Annotated in this window: 17 protein-coding genes; 5 read left to right on the top strand and 12 right to left on the bottom strand. The window is 40.1% G+C overall.

What is annotated here, in order from left to right; translation table 11 throughout:
- Positions 1-108: 108 nt before the first annotated feature.
- Positions 109-1,134 carry a sensor histidine kinase gene (locus ABDZ97_RS08765; protein ID WP_343786641.1) on the top strand — a complete coding sequence of 342 codons (1,026 nt, stop codon included), beginning with the start codon at positions 109-111 and terminating at the stop codon, positions 1,132-1,134.
- A complete protein-coding gene (locus ABDZ97_RS08770; RefSeq protein ID WP_343786643.1) occupies positions 1,131-1,856 on the top strand; it encodes a LytR/AlgR family response regulator transcription factor in 726 nt (241 codons plus the stop codon). Before ABDZ97_RS08765 ends, ABDZ97_RS08770 begins: the two co-directional genes overlap by 4 nt.
- A gap of 70 nt (positions 1,857-1,926) precedes the next feature.
- On the opposite strand, the gene fmt is transcribed toward ABDZ97_RS08770, so the two are convergent.
- The 7 genes from fmt to ABDZ97_RS08805 all read right to left on the bottom strand — a co-directional run bounded on the left by fmt (position 1,927) and on the right by ABDZ97_RS08805 (position 12,312).
- On the bottom strand, positions 1,927-2,874 hold the full coding sequence (gene fmt, locus ABDZ97_RS08775; RefSeq protein ID WP_343786645.1) for a methionyl-tRNA formyltransferase: 948 nt from the start codon (positions 2,872-2,874) through the stop codon (positions 1,927-1,929).
- Positions 2,871-4,205 (bottom strand): MATE family efflux transporter, encoded by a 1,335-nt coding sequence (locus ABDZ97_RS08780; protein ID WP_343786647.1) that lies wholly within the window; start codon positions 4,203-4,205, stop codon positions 2,871-2,873. The genes fmt and ABDZ97_RS08780 overlap by 4 nt, the downstream gene beginning before the upstream one ends.
- Positions 4,206-4,216: 11 nt before the next feature.
- On the bottom strand, positions 4,217-5,386 hold the full coding sequence (locus ABDZ97_RS08785; protein WP_343786649.1) for a class I SAM-dependent rRNA methyltransferase: 1,170 nt from the start codon (positions 5,384-5,386) through the stop codon (positions 4,217-4,219).
- Between the two features lie 53 nt (positions 5,387-5,439).
- A complete protein-coding gene (locus ABDZ97_RS08790; protein ID WP_343786651.1) occupies positions 5,440-8,784 on the bottom strand; it encodes a T9SS type B sorting domain-containing protein in 3,345 nt (1,114 codons plus the stop codon).
- A 64-nt stretch (positions 8,785-8,848) separates the two neighbouring features.
- Positions 8,849-10,108, bottom strand: a complete 1,260-nt coding sequence (locus ABDZ97_RS08795; RefSeq protein WP_343786653.1) for a M16 family metallopeptidase — start codon at positions 10,106-10,108, stop codon at positions 8,849-8,851.
- Between the two features lie 3 nt (positions 10,109-10,111).
- A complete protein-coding gene (locus tag ABDZ97_RS08800) occupies positions 10,112-11,353 on the bottom strand; it encodes a M16 family metallopeptidase (RefSeq protein ID WP_343786655.1) in 1,242 nt (413 codons plus the stop codon).
- A gap of 5 nt (positions 11,354-11,358) precedes the next feature.
- Entirely contained in the window at positions 11,359-12,312 is a 954-nt protein-coding gene (locus tag ABDZ97_RS08805; RefSeq protein WP_343786657.1) for an NAD(P)H-dependent flavin oxidoreductase, read from the bottom strand.
- Between the two features lie 103 nt (positions 12,313-12,415).
- On the opposite strand from ABDZ97_RS08805, the gene ABDZ97_RS08810 reads away from it, so the two are divergent.
- From ABDZ97_RS08810 to coaE, 3 genes are read left to right on the top strand one after another with little or no spacing between them, the layout of a single operon-like run.
- A complete protein-coding gene (locus tag ABDZ97_RS08810) occupies positions 12,416-13,006 on the top strand; it encodes a SiaB family protein kinase (protein ID WP_343786659.1) in 591 nt (196 codons plus the stop codon).
- 8 nt (positions 13,007-13,014) lie between these two features.
- The gene (locus tag ABDZ97_RS08815) at positions 13,015-13,410 is read left to right on the top strand and encodes a DUF1987 domain-containing protein (protein ID WP_343786661.1); all 396 of its coding nucleotides are present in this window, start codon (positions 13,015-13,017) and stop codon (positions 13,408-13,410) included.
- 1 nt (position 13,411) lies between these two features.
- The gene (coaE, locus tag ABDZ97_RS08820; RefSeq protein WP_343786663.1) at positions 13,412-14,020 is read left to right on the top strand and encodes a dephospho-CoA kinase; all 609 of its coding nucleotides are present in this window, start codon (positions 13,412-13,414) and stop codon (positions 14,018-14,020) included.
- Here the strand turns inward: coaE and ABDZ97_RS08825 are convergent.
- From ABDZ97_RS08825 to ABDZ97_RS08845, 5 genes are all read right to left on the bottom strand, one after another.
- Positions 14,017-14,532: a hypothetical protein gene (locus ABDZ97_RS08825; protein ID WP_343786665.1), complete on the bottom strand. Its 516-nt coding sequence runs from the start codon at positions 14,530-14,532 to the stop codon at positions 14,017-14,019. The two genes, coaE and ABDZ97_RS08825, sit on opposite strands and share 4 nt — an antisense overlap.
- Positions 14,533-14,633: 101 nt before the next feature.
- Entirely contained in the window at positions 14,634-15,749 is a 1,116-nt protein-coding gene (locus tag ABDZ97_RS08830) for a DNA polymerase III subunit gamma/tau (RefSeq protein WP_343786667.1), read from the bottom strand.
- 77 nt (positions 15,750-15,826) lie between these two features.
- Positions 15,827-16,495 (bottom strand): NAD(P)H-binding protein, encoded by a 669-nt coding sequence (locus tag ABDZ97_RS08835; protein ID WP_343786669.1) that lies wholly within the window; start codon positions 16,493-16,495, stop codon positions 15,827-15,829.
- Complete coding sequence (locus ABDZ97_RS08840; RefSeq protein WP_343786671.1) at positions 16,492-17,244, bottom strand: NYN domain-containing protein; 753 nt, start codon at positions 17,242-17,244, stop codon at positions 16,492-16,494. Before ABDZ97_RS08840 ends, ABDZ97_RS08835 begins: the two co-directional genes overlap by 4 nt.
- 49 nt (positions 17,245-17,293) lie before the next feature.
- Positions 17,294-18,250, bottom strand: coding sequence for a glycosyltransferase family 2 protein (locus ABDZ97_RS08845; protein ID WP_343786673.1), 957 nt, complete (start codon positions 18,248-18,250; stop codon positions 17,294-17,296).
- Between the last annotated feature and the right edge of the window lie 21 nt (positions 18,251-18,271).

The raw sequence follows: 18,271 nt of genomic DNA on the forward strand, positions 1-18,271 counted from the left end.
CTCCATTTTCAGGAATGATCTTCCCAAAACGCTATTTATCATGATTTCTAATTGTGTAAACGTCGTATTCTTTCCGGATTATAAAAACAAAAATTATATTTGTTTACCATGAAATCACAAACGGGAATCTACTGGTTAGCTCAGTTCATAGGTTGGTTTTCTTACTCTATGATCATTTTTCTTGTACTGTATATTGATAATAAACTGACAAGAAACGGAATTATTCTTCTATTTTTATTTTCGGTTCTGGGGATTCTTTTCTCCCATGGAATGCGCTGGGTTTTCAGAAGGTTTGATTTTTTTAGGTTTAAGCTAAACCCTTTGATCCCCAGATTACTATTAGTTGCTTTGGTTAGTAGTATTTTGTTTCAGGGGACTTATGCATTACTTTCCTTGGTTATCAGCCGATCCAAAGCTCCCGATTCTATTCTGGAGATTATCGTAGAGATTTTACTGATTATGTTTCTTTTCCTGATCTGGATCCTTTTTTACTTCTCTTATCACTATGTACGCAAATCAAGGCTGGAGGAAATTAAGAATTTGCAATTGGCCGATTCACAGAAGGAAATAGAACTACAAAATCTTCGAACACAGTTAAATCCTCATTTTTTATTCAATGCACTTAATAGTATTCGGGCATTGATAGATTTGGAGCCTAAACTGGCAAAAGATTCGGTAACCAAATTGTCTAATATCCTTCGTACTTCGTTGTTGTTTGGAAGAAAGGAGTTAATAACACTGGAGGAAGAGTGTAATTTTGTTCGGGATTATCTTGATCTGGAAAAAGTGCGTTTTGAAGAACGATTACAGGTCGAGTGGATGATAAATACTCAATTATTGGGAGAAACCATTCCTCCTTTAATCTTACAAACGCTTGTAGAAAATGCGATTAAACACGGCATTTCTAATCTGAAAGCGGGTGGGGTCATAAAAATCAGTGCTGAAAATACAGGACGAGAATTGGTTTTAACCGTAAGGAATTCAGGTACAATCCAAAATAAAGTGGATGTTGGAGTAGGGATACAAAATACAAAACGAAGATTAGCGTTAACCTATGGTGATAAGGCTGACTTTACACTACGGGAAGCAGACAATATGGTGGTAGCGGAGATCCGCTTAAAAAAGGAAACATGAAAGTAGTTATTGTAGATGATGAACGTTTAGCTCGTGCGGAATTAACGCAGTTACTGGGAGAGTATGACGATGTACAGATAATTGGAGAGGCTAAAAATGTGGACGAGGCAACAGATTTGTTGAAAGAAAAGGATGCAGATGTTGTTTTTCTGGATATTCAGATGCCTGAAAAGAATGGCTTTGAATTGTTGGAACAGTTACCTGCCTGTCCGGATGTAGTTTTTGTGACAGCGTATGATGAATATGCTATTAAGGCATTTGAGGTAAACGCATTGGATTATTTACTAAAACCGGTTGATCCGAAGCGTCTTTCTGAAACACTGGATAAATTGCGACCACGTATTTCGTCTGAAAAAGAAGAAAATTCAGACGAAAAACCGGGTAAACTGAGTATTTCGGATCGTATTTTTATAAAAGATGGTGAAAAGTGTTGGTTTGTGGAATTGGACAAAGTGCGTATGTTTGAGTCCGAGGGGAATTATGTAAAGGTACATTTTGACAATTTCCGTCCGTTAATTCTACGTTCGTTAAATAATCTGGAAGACCGACTGGACAGTAAGCACTTCTTCAGAGCAAATCGAAAGTATATTATCAACCTTAAGTGGGTTTCCCGTATTGAAAGTTGGTTTAACGGAGGACTTCAGGTGGAATTACGGGAAGGGGAAAAAGTCGAAATATCCCGTAGACAAGCGATTAAATTCAAGGACTTAATGAGTTTGTAGCGATACAAAATATTCAAACTTTGTGAATATAGTTCTGATGGTCAAAAGTAATATGTTTTTCAACTGTAAATTACTCCCAGAACAATTCGGAAGCTTGTAATCCGTTTATAAAATCTTTGGCGGGAACTCTCTTTTTACCTTCCATCTGAAGTTCAAGAATTTCAAGAGCTCCTGTAGCACAGGCGATAAAAAGCCGTCCTTCTATAACCTGAACTTTTCCTGGTGTTTCTGATGTACCTGTTTCGGCAAGAACCGTTTTGAAGATTTTCAGTGTTTTATTTCCGTTTTCCGGCCAGGAAGTCCAGGCAGTAGGGTAGGGAGATAGCCCACGAATGAAATTGTGTACTGCTTCAGCCGTCTGATTCCAGTTGATTTTACAATCTTGTTTGAAAATTTTAGGAGCATCTTTTAGCTCATCCTCTACATAGGCAGATTGTGGTGTACCTTTTGCTGTATTTTCGAAAATTGCCTGTACGGTCTCAAGTGTTACTTCAGCACCTAAATGCATCATGCGATCATGTACTTCTCCGGCAGTTTCATTTGGACCGATAGGCATACTTTTGCGTTGAATGATCTCTCCCGTATCAATTTCCTTTTCAATAAAGAAAGTTGTAACCCCTGTTTCCTGTTCGCCGTTTATTACGGCACGATTAATAGGTGCTGCTCCTCTGTATTGCGGAAGAAGAGATCCGTGCAGATTGATCGTTCCCAAAGGAGGCATACCATACACAGCTTCTGGGAGCATTCTGAATGCAATAACGACGAATAGATCCGCATTGTATTGAGCTAACTGCTCCAGAAATTCAGGGTCTTTCAGTTTTACAGGTTGTAATACAGGGAGATTGTATTGCAGTGCACATTTTTTTACGGCAGATTCAGCTAGTTTCTGACCTCTTCCTGCCGGTTTGTCGGGTACAGTTACCACTGCGGCAATCGAGATTTGATTTTTGACTAAATGTTCCAGAATTGTAGCTGCAAATTCTGGGGTTCCCATAAAAATTATGCGTTTTTCTTTCATGCTATGCGTCCGGTTTTTGTCCAGTTAAAAAAGCGAAGATACACCAAAGATACAATACCCAGGGTGGCAAAGTAGATATATTCAACATACCAGATGCCGACAATATCCCATTGCAGAATGTAAATAAACAGGTATGCGGAGGAGAGGTAAACTCCTGTTGAAATAGCTTCAATAGCGAGTGAAGCCATAGTATTTCCGGAACCTGCTACCGTATTAAAATAGACAGAAGTCAATCCAAAAACGAAAATTGCAGGTGCAACCTGTTGTATGATGTACACACTATCTCCCAAAACAACTTCGTTAGGATTGATCATGGAAATCAGAAAATCAGGATATAGAATCGCTCCGTGGAAGAAAATGAGTAGGGTCACTGTAACTAACAATTGTATCCTTCTTTGTACAAGTGGAATTTCGCCTATCCTGTCAGCTCCTATAAACTGACTGATATACGTCTTGGTAGTGGCAGCAAAACCAAAAATAGGGACAAAAGCGAGGAAATAAATGGATCGTATATTCTGACTGATTTCAAGGTTATGACCTCCCATTTGTTCGATCCAGGAAAAGAAAACGGTCCATGTACCCAACGTAATACAGCCCTGTAACATAAGTGGCCACCCGATCGAGAAGAGTGTCTTAAGGGCGTGCAGGTCAAAATGAAAGTTTTTAAATAAATTATATTCCCGAATCCATTTTCTGAGTAGAAAATAAAACAACAGGAAAATAAAAACAGTAACTTCTGCCAGTACAGAAGCCAATGCAGCTCCTTCCAATCCCATTTTCGGAAGTCCTAATTCCCCAAAAATAAGCCCGTAATCCAGAATAATATTAACAGTACTCATCAAAATGGAACTGACAAATACAATTTGTGTTTTTCCCGTAGCCATAAGGAAAGACATCAAAGCAAGGGAGCTGAGACTGAAGAATAAAGCAAAACTCCGGATTCCAAGAAATTCTCCCTGAGCTTCTGCAATAGCAGAACTGTAGGAATAATCCAGTAATAGTCCCGGCATTACCTGACTTAGAATGAGGTAAAAAACGAGTGCAAGAAGTAACAGAGATAGTACCCCTGTTTGGAAAAAGCGAGGGATTACTGAAACCTCATTTCTTCCGATGAAACGTGCTTTTGTAATCTGCATAGAGTCTCCGAAACCTGCTGCAATCATATAGAATGTTACATACAAAAGTCCTGCATTTCCAGCGGCATCAAAAGACACCGAATCCAGACGAGCCAGAAAAGCCATGTCCGTAATTAATACAATAGACTGGACAAAATTACCTACCATAAGCGGGAAGGCAACTTTTAATATCGATAGATACCCTGTTTTAAGCATACAGCTGTTTCTTATAAAACTTCAACTACAAGACCTTTCAGGTATTCTCCTTCCGGGTGAAATGCGCTGATAGGATGGTCTGCCGGTTGGTGCAATTGTTCCAGTATTCTGACATTTCTTCCGGATTCAATAGCTGCGGCAATAATTGTATTGGTAAATAATTGTTTATCTACAACCTGAGAGCAGGAGAAGGTAAACAAAATCCCCCCTGATTTGATTTGGCGCATGGCGTGCGCATTCAATCGTTTATATCCCTGAACTGCTTTGTGTCTTGCATCGCGATGTTTTGCGAATGCAGGAGGATCCAGTACCATGATATCATAATCCTCTTCCAGTTCTTTCATATAATTCATAGCGTCTGCTACAATGGATTTGTGCCGCTCTTCCAGTTTATTAAGACTGACGTTGTCTTCAGTAAGAGCAATGGCTTTCTTCGAGCTGTCAAGTGAATGAACCAATTCTGCTCCGGTAGCCAACGCGGTAATAGAGAAACCACCTGAGTAACAAAAGGTATTCAATACTTTTTTTCCACGGGCATATTTGGCTAATAAGGCTCTGTTTTCGCGCTGATCTACAAAAAAACCGGTTTTCTGACCGTTGATCCAGTCTATGTGAAACGCATGCCCATATTCATAAGCTGTATGTGGTGTTTGAGCTGTTCCGAACAAGTACTCATTTGTTGCATTCACTCTGGCAGGCAGAGTATCAGCACTCTTGGTATATACCGCTTGTAGCCGGTCTCCGAAAACAGTCTGAAGAGCAGAAGAAATCTGGTCTTGTACTTTGTACATGCCGATACTGTGACATTGAATAACAGCAACGCCATTAAACCAGTCAATGATCAGACCGGGAAGATTATCTCCTTCTCCGTGTACCAAACGACAAATGGAGTTCTTGTTGTCAAATAGTCCGGCTTTTTCCCTCAATTTTACAGCAAGTTCAACACGTCTTTTCCAGAAATCAGAATCAATCTCTTCTTCTTCAAGGAAACTAAGTACACGAACTGTAATTGTACCGTTTTGATAATGACCTTTTGCCAGAAAACGACCTTTCTCGTTCAAAACTTCCACGATATCACCATCTTCGTAAGCCGATGTGATCGTTTTTACTGCTCCTGAGAAAATCCAGGGGTGACGACGAAGGATACTGGCTTCCTTTTGTTTTCGAATAATTAGACTCATACGAGTGCAAAATTACGAATAAGGAATGATTTGGAGACCGAAAAAACAACGGACTATTCAACAGCTCTGTAGTCGAGCAGTGTAACGTGTCCTCTTCGTGTGACTTCGTTGCCGTTTCCATCTTTAAGGCGAAGAACATACATATAAACACCTTCCTTGGCTATGCTTCGGTCACGCGTAAGACCTTCCCACCCCTGTGCAGGGTCATTGGTTCGGAAAATGGTTTGTCCCCAACGGTCAAAAACAGTGAACTCATAATTGGTGAAATCAAATAAATTGACTACCGGACGGAAGATCGGATTTTTACCCCCAACGGTAAAGGCATTGGGAATATAAATCAATGGTTCCAAGACTTCACAGGAAGAATTAGAAGTACTTGTTTCACTTATGTTTAGTGCATTGGTTCCTTCTACCGCTACTACGAAATAACAAAAACGACCATTCGAAGTAGAAAGATAATCTTCTACATTGTCCTCATAACTGCGGGAGTTGGGAGGTAGAGTCGCGATCGGAATTGGGTCTATAACATTGGTTAGTCCCATTACCCCACGATGTATCTGGTAACCGAGAATAGGTCCTTTCCAGTCCTTATACAAACTCCATTGCAGATATACTTTCATATTGTTATCATCCGCGAACGTTTCCAGAAAAATCGTTTTACCGATGTTGGAAGCAAGGCTGGGACGACCACAGCTGTCAATTGCGACCACCCGATAGGTATAACTCTGTTTGGAAGGATTAACTTCTTCGTCAATGAACAGTTCTTCGTTTGCAGTAACAGTTCGCGTTTCAATATCCTCAAATACTTCGTCTTTTTCATTCCAACGTTGTAGAATAAGAGCTCCATCATTAATCGGAAGACTGGTTCTGTGTTTAATCAAAACACCATTTTCCTGAACCGTAGCGGTTGATAGATAGTGAACATCGGGATCATCCGGGCTGACGATATCAAGACAGATACTATTGGAAAAAGCTGTTTTTCCTTCATTCGATAAGGCTTCGATAACAAAACAATAGCGTGTGTCTGTTTCTACATCTATGGAAATGCTACTTTCTGGTGTTGTTTCCAATTGTGCCCACGGATTTCCGGAAGAATAACCAAATATCCGATAGATTTCAACTCCTTCATCCCAACTAGCATATTCAGTCCAGCTAAGGTCAACCTGTTGATCACAAATATCTAACTCACCGCTGAGAAAATTAGTGCGGTGTACATTTGCTTTTGCTGAAGTCTGAAAAGTAGGGGGGATTTGTGGAGTATAACAACTGTCAAAAGCAGCTACAGAGAAAGAAAGGGGACCTTCTCCCGTAGGAAAGTCTCCGGTAGAATACGTCGTCGATCCGATTCCCCATAATGTGTCCAGCTCAGTGTAAAAACCATTTTCATCCTGTGCATACACAATGTATCCGTAAGTATCAGGTGCTTCGTTTTCATTCCAGGTAATTTGAACTTGACCGGAAAGTGTATCAATAGAAACCGAATAAATTTCAGGGATGTTTGGTCCGATCTGATCCTCAAAATTGTCTCCGTCTGTATTGGAAACAAAAGAACAGGTTTCAGTTGGTAAACTAACTCTGTAATTCAGGAATGCCGAACAGATATCTATTGTGTCTGTATGACTGGTTAAACCAAACCTGACAGAGTCTACGACTGTCCACGTTCCGGTGGGATATTCCCGTTCAATGTAATAATAATCGTTCCAGTTGGGTGACTGAGGTGTAGAAGGCGTATTCCATTGGATAACAGCTGTTCCGTTTCCGGGGTTGTTCAATACCATAAAAAGAGAGGAAATTGTATCGGATGAAACTGCTGTGGCTCCGTTACATCCACTTTTTGTAATGATATAATAGTCTTTTGAGGCGGTATTTCCCCCGGCTCCTACATGAACAAATGTATTGGAAGTGATTGTGTTCTGCGTAGCCAGTAAACCATCCTGAATACTATAAATTTCGTAGCTGTCAAATGCTCCCCCCGGATCTGTTGCTTCTTCCCACGTAATACGTGTATCTCCATTGGGTTGTACCTGAATACATTCAATTTCGGAAGGGGGCAGTACACTACTGTTTTTTACATTTATCGTTACAGTAGCATAACGAACAGCTGGAATTTGACAAAGGTCATCTTTGACTTTAAAAACAAATGAATAGGGGACACTACTTTGTGCATTTCCTGTTGCTCCGATCAGATGATTACAGTCTGTCTGCCATGAAAAGTCAACTTGCGCGGAAGGAGTTCCACTTACCGGAATGGGAGTATTAAGTGTGGCACAAGGAGGATTAGGACAACCAATAGTTGCATTCGTATACCCAGCTCCAAATTGAGCACCTGAGGCAGTTATTTCAACCGATTGAGGGGTTCCGTCCTGAAGCAGATCGAAATCTTCTGCATAGATGGAAAAGTTAACAGGGTCTCCTGCAAAAACATCAATTTCATAAGAATTTCCTGGAAACGGAGCTGTTACCTGAGGAGGAGCATTTGGTGTGGCACAACTTTCTACAATAACCTGAATTTCACGCTGTATTTCGGAAATAAGAGTTCCGTTTCTGTAGGATTGTACAAGTACTTTTAAAGCGTAATTTCCAATTGTAAATGAAGTGAAACTCAATTCTCCGGTCTGGGAATCAAGCGCTGCAGGAATGTTTCCCGGGTTGATGGTAGCATCCGGAGTTGGGTTATTATATGCAAATCCGGGTTCAAAAGCAACCGGAGCAGGATCAGAAGGTGGAGTATAAGCTGTGGTGATCAAATCCAAAGGAACGCCCCATGAAAAGACCATCGAATCCAAATCCGGGTCATACGAGTTTTGATTGTAAACAAAAGGAGTACCTGCGCAGGCAACTACAAACGGGTTTTCAAAGAACCGGGGAGATGAATCATTACAGGTTCCGTTCGCTCCGGTAGAAAACATTTTGGCAACAACTGTAATCCCAACATTTGTAGGGTTCTGAATATTTGTGAGATTCTGGCTTCGTGAAAAACTCTCATACGTAAAAATCCAACCCGCCGCTCCGGGATTGCCTGGGAGCATAATATTGGAACTTCTGTAGGTTATTTTCTCAAGCGCACCGCTTCCATTTCCGGCATTAGGTCCCGAGCCACATGAAAAGGGTAGAGGACCACCTCCAACTTGTGTACAGGAGGGAGAAAGATCCTCCCGCTGGACAAAACTCACACCAATACTATTAACAGAAGGATGGTTCCAGACATCAATCGTTTCTACACCTGTTGATACGTCAAAGCCATTACAATCCCTGTAAACGACAAGTTCAAAAATATAGGAGCCATTTCCCTGACAGGTCCATGTGATCTCTCCTCCCATAATGTGAGTTGACCGGGAAAGAAAAGGAATAAGCCCGGTGATCAAAATCAATACTATGTAGCTGTATAGTTTTGTCATCTGATGTAAAAACGTGAAATTGATAGTTTTCGTATGGATAACGTGTATTTTCAGTGTAAGTTGCTTACCCGACAGTTATGATTGAAAATGTTTCCCATTTCAGATACTTCTGAGCCAATTCCCGGATTTGTTCAGGAGAAATGGTCTGTATTGTTTTCATATACGTATCAAAATAGGTCGTATCCAACTCATACCAGTTCAGAAAAAGAAACTGATTCATCATGGCAAACGGTCCGTCTGTACTTTTTAACATTTGCCCGATCATATAGTTTCTGACCAGTTCCAACTCTTCTTCGGGAACCAGCTCTGTTTGCAAGCGTTCAATTTCATGCCTGATCTGGAAAAGAGCATCTTCTTTTACTTCAACGCCTACTTCTGTAGCAATGTAAAAATATCCCAGGGATTTCATCGAAACAACTCCGGAACCGATTCCATACGTATATCCTTTGTCCTCGCGGATATTTGACATTAATCTACTACCGAAATAACCTCCCAATAATGTGTTTACTACATCAAAGGCAATATAGTCGGGATGTTCGGGAGTGAAAAGCGGTTTTCCGATACGAATGGCAGTTTGCAGTGCGTTTTCTTTTTTCTCTTCGAAAAATCCTGTTTCAGGGTGGAGTTCAAATGCGGGTGGTGTCGGAATATTGATTTTCAAAGGTGACAGGTCGTTTATCAGCTTTTCTTTGAATGTGTCGTCAAGATTTCCAACAACATTGACATCCATCAGGCATTGTTTGAAGTAGCTTTCGTAAAAATCAATACAATCCTGACGACTGATCTCATCAAAGTCCGGTATGTCTGCATTGCTGTCAAACGGAGTGCCCTGAAAAAGATGATTTATGAAGAGTTTTCGGGCTTTTACCGCATTTTTCTCCATATTGACGATAAACTTCTGTTTTTCTATTGTCCGGTGCCTTTCAAATTCATCTTCAGGGAATGTAGCGTTGAAAAACGCATCTTTAACAATTTCGAATATAGAAGCAATGTTCTTTTTTAATCCGTAGATAGTTAGTGAACTGCGTTCCATTGCCATTTCACTTTGTACATAACCGCCAAAAAAGTCAATAGACACCTGTATTTCCTGTTGTGTTTTTGTTGCAGTTCCGGACAGTAATAAATCGGCCGTAAATCCAGCTTGTAGAGATCTGTTCTGGTACATCTTTCCGGCAGCAAATTCAAGTGTGATTTTTACGGCATCTTCGGGAATATTCTCGATGAAATAAAAAGGTATTCCCGAATCACTAGTTCTGGTTGACGGAGTAGCTAACTGAATGTGTTCAGTAGAGTATATTTCAGGGGCTTTTGTTCTATCAGTCATATTTCAGGATTTCTTGGCAATAACTTTTAAACAGGAACAGTTTGTTTTGGTAAACAGAGCAGGCAGTAAAGACTGAATCTGTGTGGTGGTTACTTTCTCGTATTCCTGATGCTCTGTATTTACCAAATTTGCATCTCCGAGTAATTCCATAAAAGAAAGATTCATAGCACGGGGTAAGAGTCCCATATCAGAGAAAGTTTTTCCGGTTTCCCATTTATTTCTGACTTTAGCCAGTGTGTTTTCAGATACACCATTTATTTTTAGTTGTTCAAGGGTTTCCCACAAAACTGTATCTACTTCCTCAAACGTGCTTGTATCTTTTAATTTACCGGAAATGATCAGTAAACCGTTATCAATTGAACCCGTAATATAGCACGAGATTTCTGTCGTTAGTTGTTTTTCCGACACAAGTGATTTGTACAGAACCGAAGACTTACCTCTTCCCAGTATGTCAGAAAGAAGATCAGTTGCATAATAAGCACTTTCACTTCTTGCGCCCATTTTAAAAGCATAGTAAAATGCATGAGCCGGAACACTTCGTTCAATGGATAATTCGCGATATTCCGTTTGCACAGGTTCCATCGGTAAGTTCCTGAAAGGTTTGGTAACAGAACTGATATCTCCGTACCATTTATTTACCTTATCCTGTACATAGGCTGATTCAAAGTTCCCTGCAATTGTCAGAATAGCATTGGAAGGGGAGTAGAATCGCGAAAAGAAAGACCGTACATCTTCCATTGTGGCGTTTTCAATATGACTGATCTCTTTACCAATAGTAGCCCACCTGTACGGGTGAACTTTATAGGCCAGCGGACGAAGTTGTAACCAGACATCTCCATAAGGTTGATTCAGGTAGCGTTGTTTGAACTCCTCAATAACTACGTTACGTTGTACTTCCAGACTTTTGTCCGTAAAAGCAAGACTCACCATTCTGTCAGATTCCAACCAAAGAGCCGTTTCGAGATTTTCTTTGGGTAGAACATCATAATAATTGGTGATGTCGTTAGAGGTAAAAGCATTGCTTTGTCCGCCTGCGCGTTGTAAGGGAGCATCAAAATCCGGAATATTCACTGATCCTCCGAACATGAGATGTTCAAAAAGATGTGCAAATCCGGTTTGCTCAGGATTCTCGTCCCGTGCTCCTACATCATATAGTGTATTAACAACAGCCATAGGGGAAGTTGCATCCTTGTGGAAAAGAACCGTCAGACCGTTGTCCAGTTTGAATTTTTCGAATTGAATCATAAATGTTACCAGTCGAGTTTATCGGAAAGTATTTCTGTACGTGCTTGTTTGTATTCGCTGAGAATTTCTTGCATAATCTTTTCAGCAGGTAAAATGGTATCGATTAAACCGGAAATTTGCCCGATTTCAAGTTCTCCTTCTTCCAGATCCCCTTCAAACATTCCTTTTTTAGCTCTTCCACGTCCTAAAAGAGTTTTCATTTCGTCCGTAGAAGCACAGTTTTTATAAGCCTCTTCTACTTTTGAGAAGAAAGGGTTTTTTATCAGGCGTACCGGAGTAATTTCTTTTAACGTCAACATCGTATCTCCTTCTTTTGCCTGAACAACACTTTCTTTGAATGCCTGGTGAGCACTGGATTCTTCCGAAGCTACAAAGCGGCTTCCGATCTGTACAGCATCTGCACCAAGAGTCATGGCGGCAAGCATTCCCCGTCCGGTTCCGATCCCTCCGGCAGCAATTAAAGGAATATCCAGCGCCTTTTTAACCATGGGGATGAGGCAAAGTGTTGTTGTTTCGTCACGCCCGTTATGTCCTCCTGCTTCAAAGCCTTCCGCTACCACAGCATCAACGCCTGCCTCTTGCGCTTTCAGGGCAAATTTTACGGATGATACAACGTGAACCACTTTAATTCCATGTTCTTTCAGTTTTCCGGTCCATGTTTTCGGGTTCCCTGCGGAAGTGAAAACAATAGGAACTTCATACTTAATAATCGTTTCAATATGTTTATCAATATCCGGGTATAACATGGGAAGGTTAACGGCAAAAGGTTTGTTTGTAGCCGCTTTACACTTTTTTACATGATCTTCCAGTATTTCGGGGTACATCGAACCGGATCCGATGATTCCCAGACCACCTGCATTAGAAACTGCTGAAGCAAGTTCCCAACCTGAACACCAGATCATCCCTGCCTGAATAATGGGATAATCGATCGAAAAAAGTTCTGTTATTCGGTTTGCCATTCTGAAGAATTTTCTGTTTGCGCAAAAGTAACAATTAAACCGGATTAGTAGAAAGAAGAGCTAAATGCTAAATTTCCTGTGTTTTAGGAATTTTGCCACACAAATGGTTATATTTGTAGGAGATAGAAATATGCTCAGTTTGAAGTCGCTGAAAAACATTTATGAATTGTACAAAACCATGGAACGCGAAAACATTATGTTGTCGTTCAAGGGGATAGTGACTTCGGAATTACTGACTTCTGTTTTGCAGATTATGGAGTCGAAAATGGAGCATATTGAACAATCTCCCAAGGTTCGTAAAAAAGTGTTTAATGTGTTGGTAGAGTGCTTACAAAACCTGTACCATCATATTGATCCTGATGATTTAAAAACAGGTGATTTTCACGAGTCGGATGCTGCACTTTTTATGATAGCTCGCAATGCGGACAGTTATGAAATAAAAACGGGGAATTATATTCCGGTCCATCAGGTGTCAGGATTACGGACTAAATTGGAACTGATTAATTCGATGTCCCGGGATCAACTGAAAGAGTATTATAAGGAGGTACTTACCGGGGGAGAGGTTTCTGAAAAAGGAACGGCAGGACTGGGGATGATTGATATTGCCCGGAAATCAGGAAACAAACTGGATTACGAATTTTTACCGATAGATTCAGATGACAGTTTCTTTTGTTTAAATGTAAAAATTGCTTAACGAAATAAATGATGAATAACATGGAAAACCTGGTAATTGATGGAACAGCAAAGACACCGACTGTAAATTTTGATAAAGGTAGTGGGGTGCTGGTTCTGCAAGGTAGATCAATTCCTGAAAATTCAATAGATTTCTTTAAACCATTAAATGAGTGGGTAGACACCTATAGTGTGGCTCCGCAACCGGTTACAACAGTCGATGTTCGGCTTGAGTATTTTAATACTTCTTCCTCAAAATGTATTCTCGATTTCTTTAAAAAACTGGAAGCATTGAACGGAAAAGGTACGGATGTAAAAGTAAACTGGTACTTTGAAGAAGATGATGAGGATATGGAAGAGGCGGGGGAAGATTACCAGGCCATTATATCTCTACCATTCCAGATGATTGAAGTAGAGGAGATTTAGTATGAACTCTCCTTTAAAAGTTGGTATAACCGGAGGGATAGGTGCCGGAAAAACATTTGTATGCAGGGTGCTCGAGAAAATGGGGTATCCTGTTTTTTATTCGGATAAGGAGGCTAAAGAATTAATGAATGCACACCCCGGTATTGTTGAGGAAATAATAGCACTTGTTGGAGAACAGGCGTACGAAGATGGCGAATTAAATCGTCCTTTTTTGGCGGAAAAAGCATTTGAGAATAAAGATTTACTTTCCCGTATTAATGCAATTGTACATCCTCGTGTACGAGAAGCTTTTGCCGATTTTGCGGAACAGAACGCCGGGTTCAAAGGAATTGTTTTTAATGAAGCAGCTATTCTTTTTGAAACAGGAGCTTATAAAACGTTTGATGCGACTGTCTTGATAACAGCTCCCGAGTCTGTTCGTCTTAATCGTGTTGTTGAACGTGACACAATTCCGGAAAGTCAGGTTCGTTCACGTATGAATAATCAATGGAAGGATGAGGAAAAAGCCAAATTAGCCGATTTTGTGATTCATAATGACGGTACAACTATGTTGTTACCGCAGATAGAAAATATGCTTATAAAACTTGCAGAAATAGGCAAACGAACTTAAAAGTCAATATCCAGATTGAACATGCGCTGTAACATGTTCAGATTAGGATTTTTTTCTGCTAATGCTTTAAATTTATCAATTCCGCTATAGAGACTATTGGCTGTTTTTTGTTCTTCAACGACTTTGAAGTCCAGTTTTATTGACCAGTTATTTAATTCCTTCCGAACAAACTGAATCAACTCACCCTTTTCATTTTCCAGAGTGCTGAGCTGTATGGTATTGTCCAGTTCAAATAAAATATGATTATCAGCGATGATTCTGGGGTCACGTTTTACAAGTGTAGAATGGAGACTTGGACGTCCTTCGTTTTGAATTTTATAGGCAAAGCGTTTCCAGGCCATTTTCAGTTCATCTATCCCGAAAGGTTCACTGGGACGATTGGAAAAATCCTGAATTTCCTCGTCTTGTTGGCTGTTTTCCTGTTGATTAAAGGACTGTTTGAGTGAAAAGTTGGTGGTATTTAGCTTTCCTGTTGGTGCTGCAAGTACTTTTTTCTCCTTCTTTTTGAACATCGTTTCAATGCTCACCGTATTTTCAACCGGCTTAACAGGAGTTTTTCGTACTTTTTCTCTGATTTTCTGACCCGTAAAGGGGATAATGTCTACCCGGTCAGTCAGGCCTTTTTTTTTTCCAGTTCCTCCTTTAGGGAGCAAAGCTGCATAAGAGCCAATTCTACCAGCAATCGTTGATTCTTTGAGGATTTATAATCAACATCCGTTTTATTCAAAACATGTAATGAACGGAGAATTGTGTGTGTATCCGTCTCTTTCGATTGCTCAATGTATTTTTGCTGAATCGTCTCTCCGACTTCCAGTAATTCTTTTGTCTGGGGATCTTTACAAACCAACAGGTTTCTATAGTGTTCAGCTAATCCTACGATAAACTGATGACCATCAAACCCTTTATCCATGATTTCATTGAAGAGAAGAAGTGCTCCCGGTATATTAGCTTCATTAGCAAATCCGGTTGCTTTGAAGTAATAATCATAGTCCAGAATATTCAGGTTGTCTAAAACAGCCTGATAGGTAAGATTATTACCGGAAAAAGAAACAATCTGATCAAAAATAGACAAAGAATCCCGTAATGCTCCGTCAGCTTTTTGAGCGATAAGGTGCAATGCATCGGGGTCTGCTGTTATATTTTCATTGACAGCTATTTTCGACAAATGATTGGCTATATCTTTAACTTTGATCCGGTTAAAATCAAAAATTTGACACCGCGAGAGAATCGTGGGAATAATCTTGTGCTTCTCCGTTGTTGCCAGAATAAAAATGGCGTGCTTCGGAGGCTCTTCAAGCGTTTTCAGAAATGCATTGAACGCAGCTGTAGAGAGCATGTGAACCTCGTCAATGATATAGACCTTATGCGAACCTAACTGGGGAGCGATACGCACCTGATCAATAAGGCTCCGAATATCGTCTACCGAGTTATTGGAAGCTGCATCCAGTTCGTAAACATTCAACGAACTTCCCTCGTTAAAGGATTTACACGACTCACACTGGTCACACGCCTCAATATTCTCTGTTCGGTTGAAACAGTTCAATGTTTTTGCAAGAATACGGGCAGTACTCGTTTTTCCGACCCCTCTTGAACCACAAAATAAAAAAGCCTGTGCAAGATGATTGTTTCGGATAGCGTTTTTCAGTGTAGAGGTAATAGCATGCTGACCAACGACAGTATCGAAGGTTTGCGGTCTATATTTCCTTGCTGAAACAACAAAATTATCCATGCTTCAAAGTTAGTTATTTTTATGGCTTGCTCATTCGAAATGAAACAAAGTTTTTAACAACCGAATTTTCTCTTTTTTCAGGGTTTATCTTCTTGCTCACAATCAAATATTTTGTCCAGCTGGATTCGTTCAATACGGTTTCCGTCACTAAACAAAGAAGAGATCATGGCTTTGGCTATATCATCACCGGTAGCTGGTTTATAGTTCTTAAATAACCTGATAGCGTTAAAGAAACGAAGTGTTTTGACAGAAATTTTCTCCATGATACGTTTATCTTTTCTGTCTCCTGTGATAGGACCGGGTTGTAGAATTCTGATCTTTGAAAAAGAAAGCTGTTCAACTGCATCTTCCAGTTCTCCTTTAATTCGCGAGTAGAAAATAGAAGAGGAGGAAGATGCACCGAAAGAAGAGATAAGGATGTAATTTTTTACTCCGTTTTCGGCAGCTGTACGAGCCGTTTCATATTGGAAGGTATAGTCAACTTTGTATTGGTTTTCGTTGCTTCCTGCTTGTTTTCTTGTTGTTCCCATGGCCGAAAAGAGAACATCTCCCTGAACCAATCTTTTCCACGTGTCAGGAGTCGTAAAATCGACCAGGTGTGCTGTTAGTTTCGGATGCGAAAAATCCGGTTTTCTTCTTGAGAAAGTGATTACTTCAGCAAAACGATCGTCGTCAAGTAATTGTTTTACTAAAGCTTGTCCGCTTACCCCTGTAGCACCAATTACCAATGCTGTTAACTTACTCATTTTGTTTTAGGAAGATTTCGTACGTAGATGAGCTTATTTCGTCCTTTTTGGCTATCCCGGGTTTCTATTTCAAAACGCCCGATTGAATCAATAAGTGGGGTTAATTTTTCGAATCCATAGTTTCTGGAGTCAAAATTAGGCTGCTTTTTCAATAAAAGTGTACCTACGTCCCCAAGAAAAGCCCATCCTTCTTCATCTGCTGCATCAGAGATGGTAGCTGTGATTAACTTGATTACTTTAGGGGTTATTTTATCGACAGGTTTCTGAACTGACTTCTGTGAAGTTCTTCTGTTTCCATTCTCCGGAGTGTCTGTTTCCTGAAGGATTTCAAGGTAAATGAATTTATCACAGGCAGCAATGAACGGGTTGGGTGTTTTCTTTTCTCCCATTCCATACACTTTCATTCCTGCTTCACGCAGCCGCGTAGCCAACCGGGTAAAATCAGAGTCGCTGGAAACCAGACAAAAACCTTGTGTTCTATTAGAGTAAAGGATGTCCATTGCGTCAATAATCATCGCAGAGTCGGTCGCATTTTTTCCGGTAGTGTAAGAATACTGCTGAATAGGGGTGATGGCTGCTTCAAGGAGTACATTTTTCCATTTACTCAGTTGGGGTTTTGTCCAGTCACCATATATACGTTTGATGGTTGGATTACCATATTTGGCAATTTCAAGCATCATGTTTTCAATATATTTAGAAGGTATATTGTCACCGTCAATCAGGACGGCTAAGTTGAGATCTTTTTCCATGTTTGCTAATTTACACTTTTTTAAGCAAAGAGTCTCTGCAAAATTTTACTCATAGAACAAAGAGCGATTGCCCCAAAATATAGTTGTTGTCGCAGAGTTTTTTGAAAAGGTATTCGGTAGTTGAATCGGGAAGAAAAGCAAGCAAAAGAATAGTATTAGAATGATTGAAAGGTAGATTTAACAACTCCTTTTCCGTTTCAATCCTTTTAACAGGAAGGTTGTCTGTAGTAAGAATCGATTGTGTAAGTTTTGCTTTCGAACCACGCCCTGCAATAAGGACATTACTAGTGGTGAAATGGGCTGCAAAATGCTGTAGTTTTAATTGAAAAAAGGATTTTTGTTCATAGATCAAAGAGTTGCGGGAAGTTCTTTCACTGTGTTCCCGCCACAGATGGGTTATTTTGTTTGTAGAGATTATGGGGATCCCTGCCCGAAACCATTTTAATACCAGATCATAATCTTCGGGATAGACTAATCCTTCAAATCCACCAATTTGGTCGATGCAGTCTCTGTGACAGAGCCAGTTTGGAGAAGCGATAACACATTCGCGAAAAACCCAATCCCAGTGTGTATGAGTACTACACAACTCATTCAACCAATCTTCATATTTCTGATAGCCTTCTGATAAAATTCCTTCTGAAAAATAACGTACTTTTCCTGTTGCAATATATCCCGATTTTTTATCTAACAATTGATAGAGCGTTTCGAGTTTATCTTCAGGCATAAGATCGTCTGCATCCATTCGCGTAATGAATTGTCCGGTAGTTTTTGAATAGGCGAGAGTAAGCGCGGGAATAATACCTTCACCAGTATTAGAGAGAACAGTTATCCGATTATCTTGTTGAGATAGTTGTAGTAAGATGTTCAGCGTTTCATCTGTGGAGTGGTCGTCTACGGCAATCAGTTCCCAGTTTTGAAATGTTTGCTTTTGTATCGAAGAGATACATGCCGAAATATATTCTTCTTCGTTTCGGGCAGTGAGTACTATGGATATTTTTTCAGGCATAAAAAAACCGTCCCTTTCGAG

The sequence above is a fragment of the Wandonia haliotis genome, from assembly GCF_039523435.1.
GTDB lineage: Bacteria > Bacteroidota > Bacteroidia > Flavobacteriales_D > Crocinitomicaceae > Wandonia > Wandonia haliotis.

Coding starts and splice junctions, on each gene's coding strand:
- ABDZ97_RS08765 (WP_343786641.1), top strand. CDS start 109: ATGAAATCACAAACGGGAATCTACTGGTTAGCTCAGTTCATAGGTTGG.
- ABDZ97_RS08795 (WP_343786653.1), bottom strand. CDS start 10,108: ATGACTGATAGAACAAAAGCCCCTGAAATATACTCTACTGAACACATT.
- coaE (WP_343786663.1), top strand. CDS start 13,412: ATGAACTCTCCTTTAAAAGTTGGTATAACCGGAGGGATAGGTGCCGGA.
- ABDZ97_RS08845 (WP_343786673.1), bottom strand. CDS start 18,250: ATGCCTGAAAAAATATCCATAGTACTCACTGCCCGAAACGAAGAAGAA.
- ABDZ97_RS08825 (WP_343786665.1), bottom strand. CDS start 14,532: ATGTTCAAAAAGAAGGAGAAAAAAGTACTTGCAGCACCAACAGGAAAG.
- ABDZ97_RS08840 (WP_343786671.1), bottom strand. CDS start 17,244: ATGGAAAAAGATCTCAACTTAGCCGTCCTGATTGACGGTGACAATATA.
- ABDZ97_RS08830 (WP_343786667.1), bottom strand. CDS start 15,749: ATGGATAATTTTGTTGTTTCAGCAAGGAAATATAGACCGCAAACCTTC.
- ABDZ97_RS08790 (WP_343786651.1), bottom strand. CDS start 8,784: ATGACAAAACTATACAGCTACATAGTATTGATTTTGATCACCGGGCTT.
- ABDZ97_RS08815 (WP_343786661.1), top strand. CDS start 13,015: ATGATGAATAACATGGAAAACCTGGTAATTGATGGAACAGCAAAGACA.
- ABDZ97_RS08810 (WP_343786659.1), top strand. CDS start 12,416: ATGGTTATATTTGTAGGAGATAGAAATATGCTCAGTTTGAAGTCGCTG.
- ABDZ97_RS08835 (WP_343786669.1), bottom strand. CDS start 16,495: ATGAGTAAGTTAACAGCATTGGTAATTGGTGCTACAGGGGTAAGCGGA.
- fmt (WP_343786645.1), bottom strand. CDS start 2,874: ATGAAAGAAAAACGCATAATTTTTATGGGAACCCCAGAATTTGCAGCT.
- ABDZ97_RS08780 (WP_343786647.1), bottom strand. CDS start 4,205: ATGCTTAAAACAGGGTATCTATCGATATTAAAAGTTGCCTTCCCGCTT.
- ABDZ97_RS08805 (WP_343786657.1), bottom strand. CDS start 12,312: ATGGCAAACCGAATAACAGAACTTTTTTCGATCGATTATCCCATTATT.
- ABDZ97_RS08770 (WP_343786643.1), top strand. CDS start 1,131: ATGAAAGTAGTTATTGTAGATGATGAACGTTTAGCTCGTGCGGAATTA.
- ABDZ97_RS08785 (WP_343786649.1), bottom strand. CDS start 5,386: ATGAGTCTAATTATTCGAAAACAAAAGGAAGCCAGTATCCTTCGTCGT.
- ABDZ97_RS08800 (WP_343786655.1), bottom strand. CDS start 11,353: ATGATTCAATTCGAAAAATTCAAACTGGACAACGGTCTGACGGTTCTT.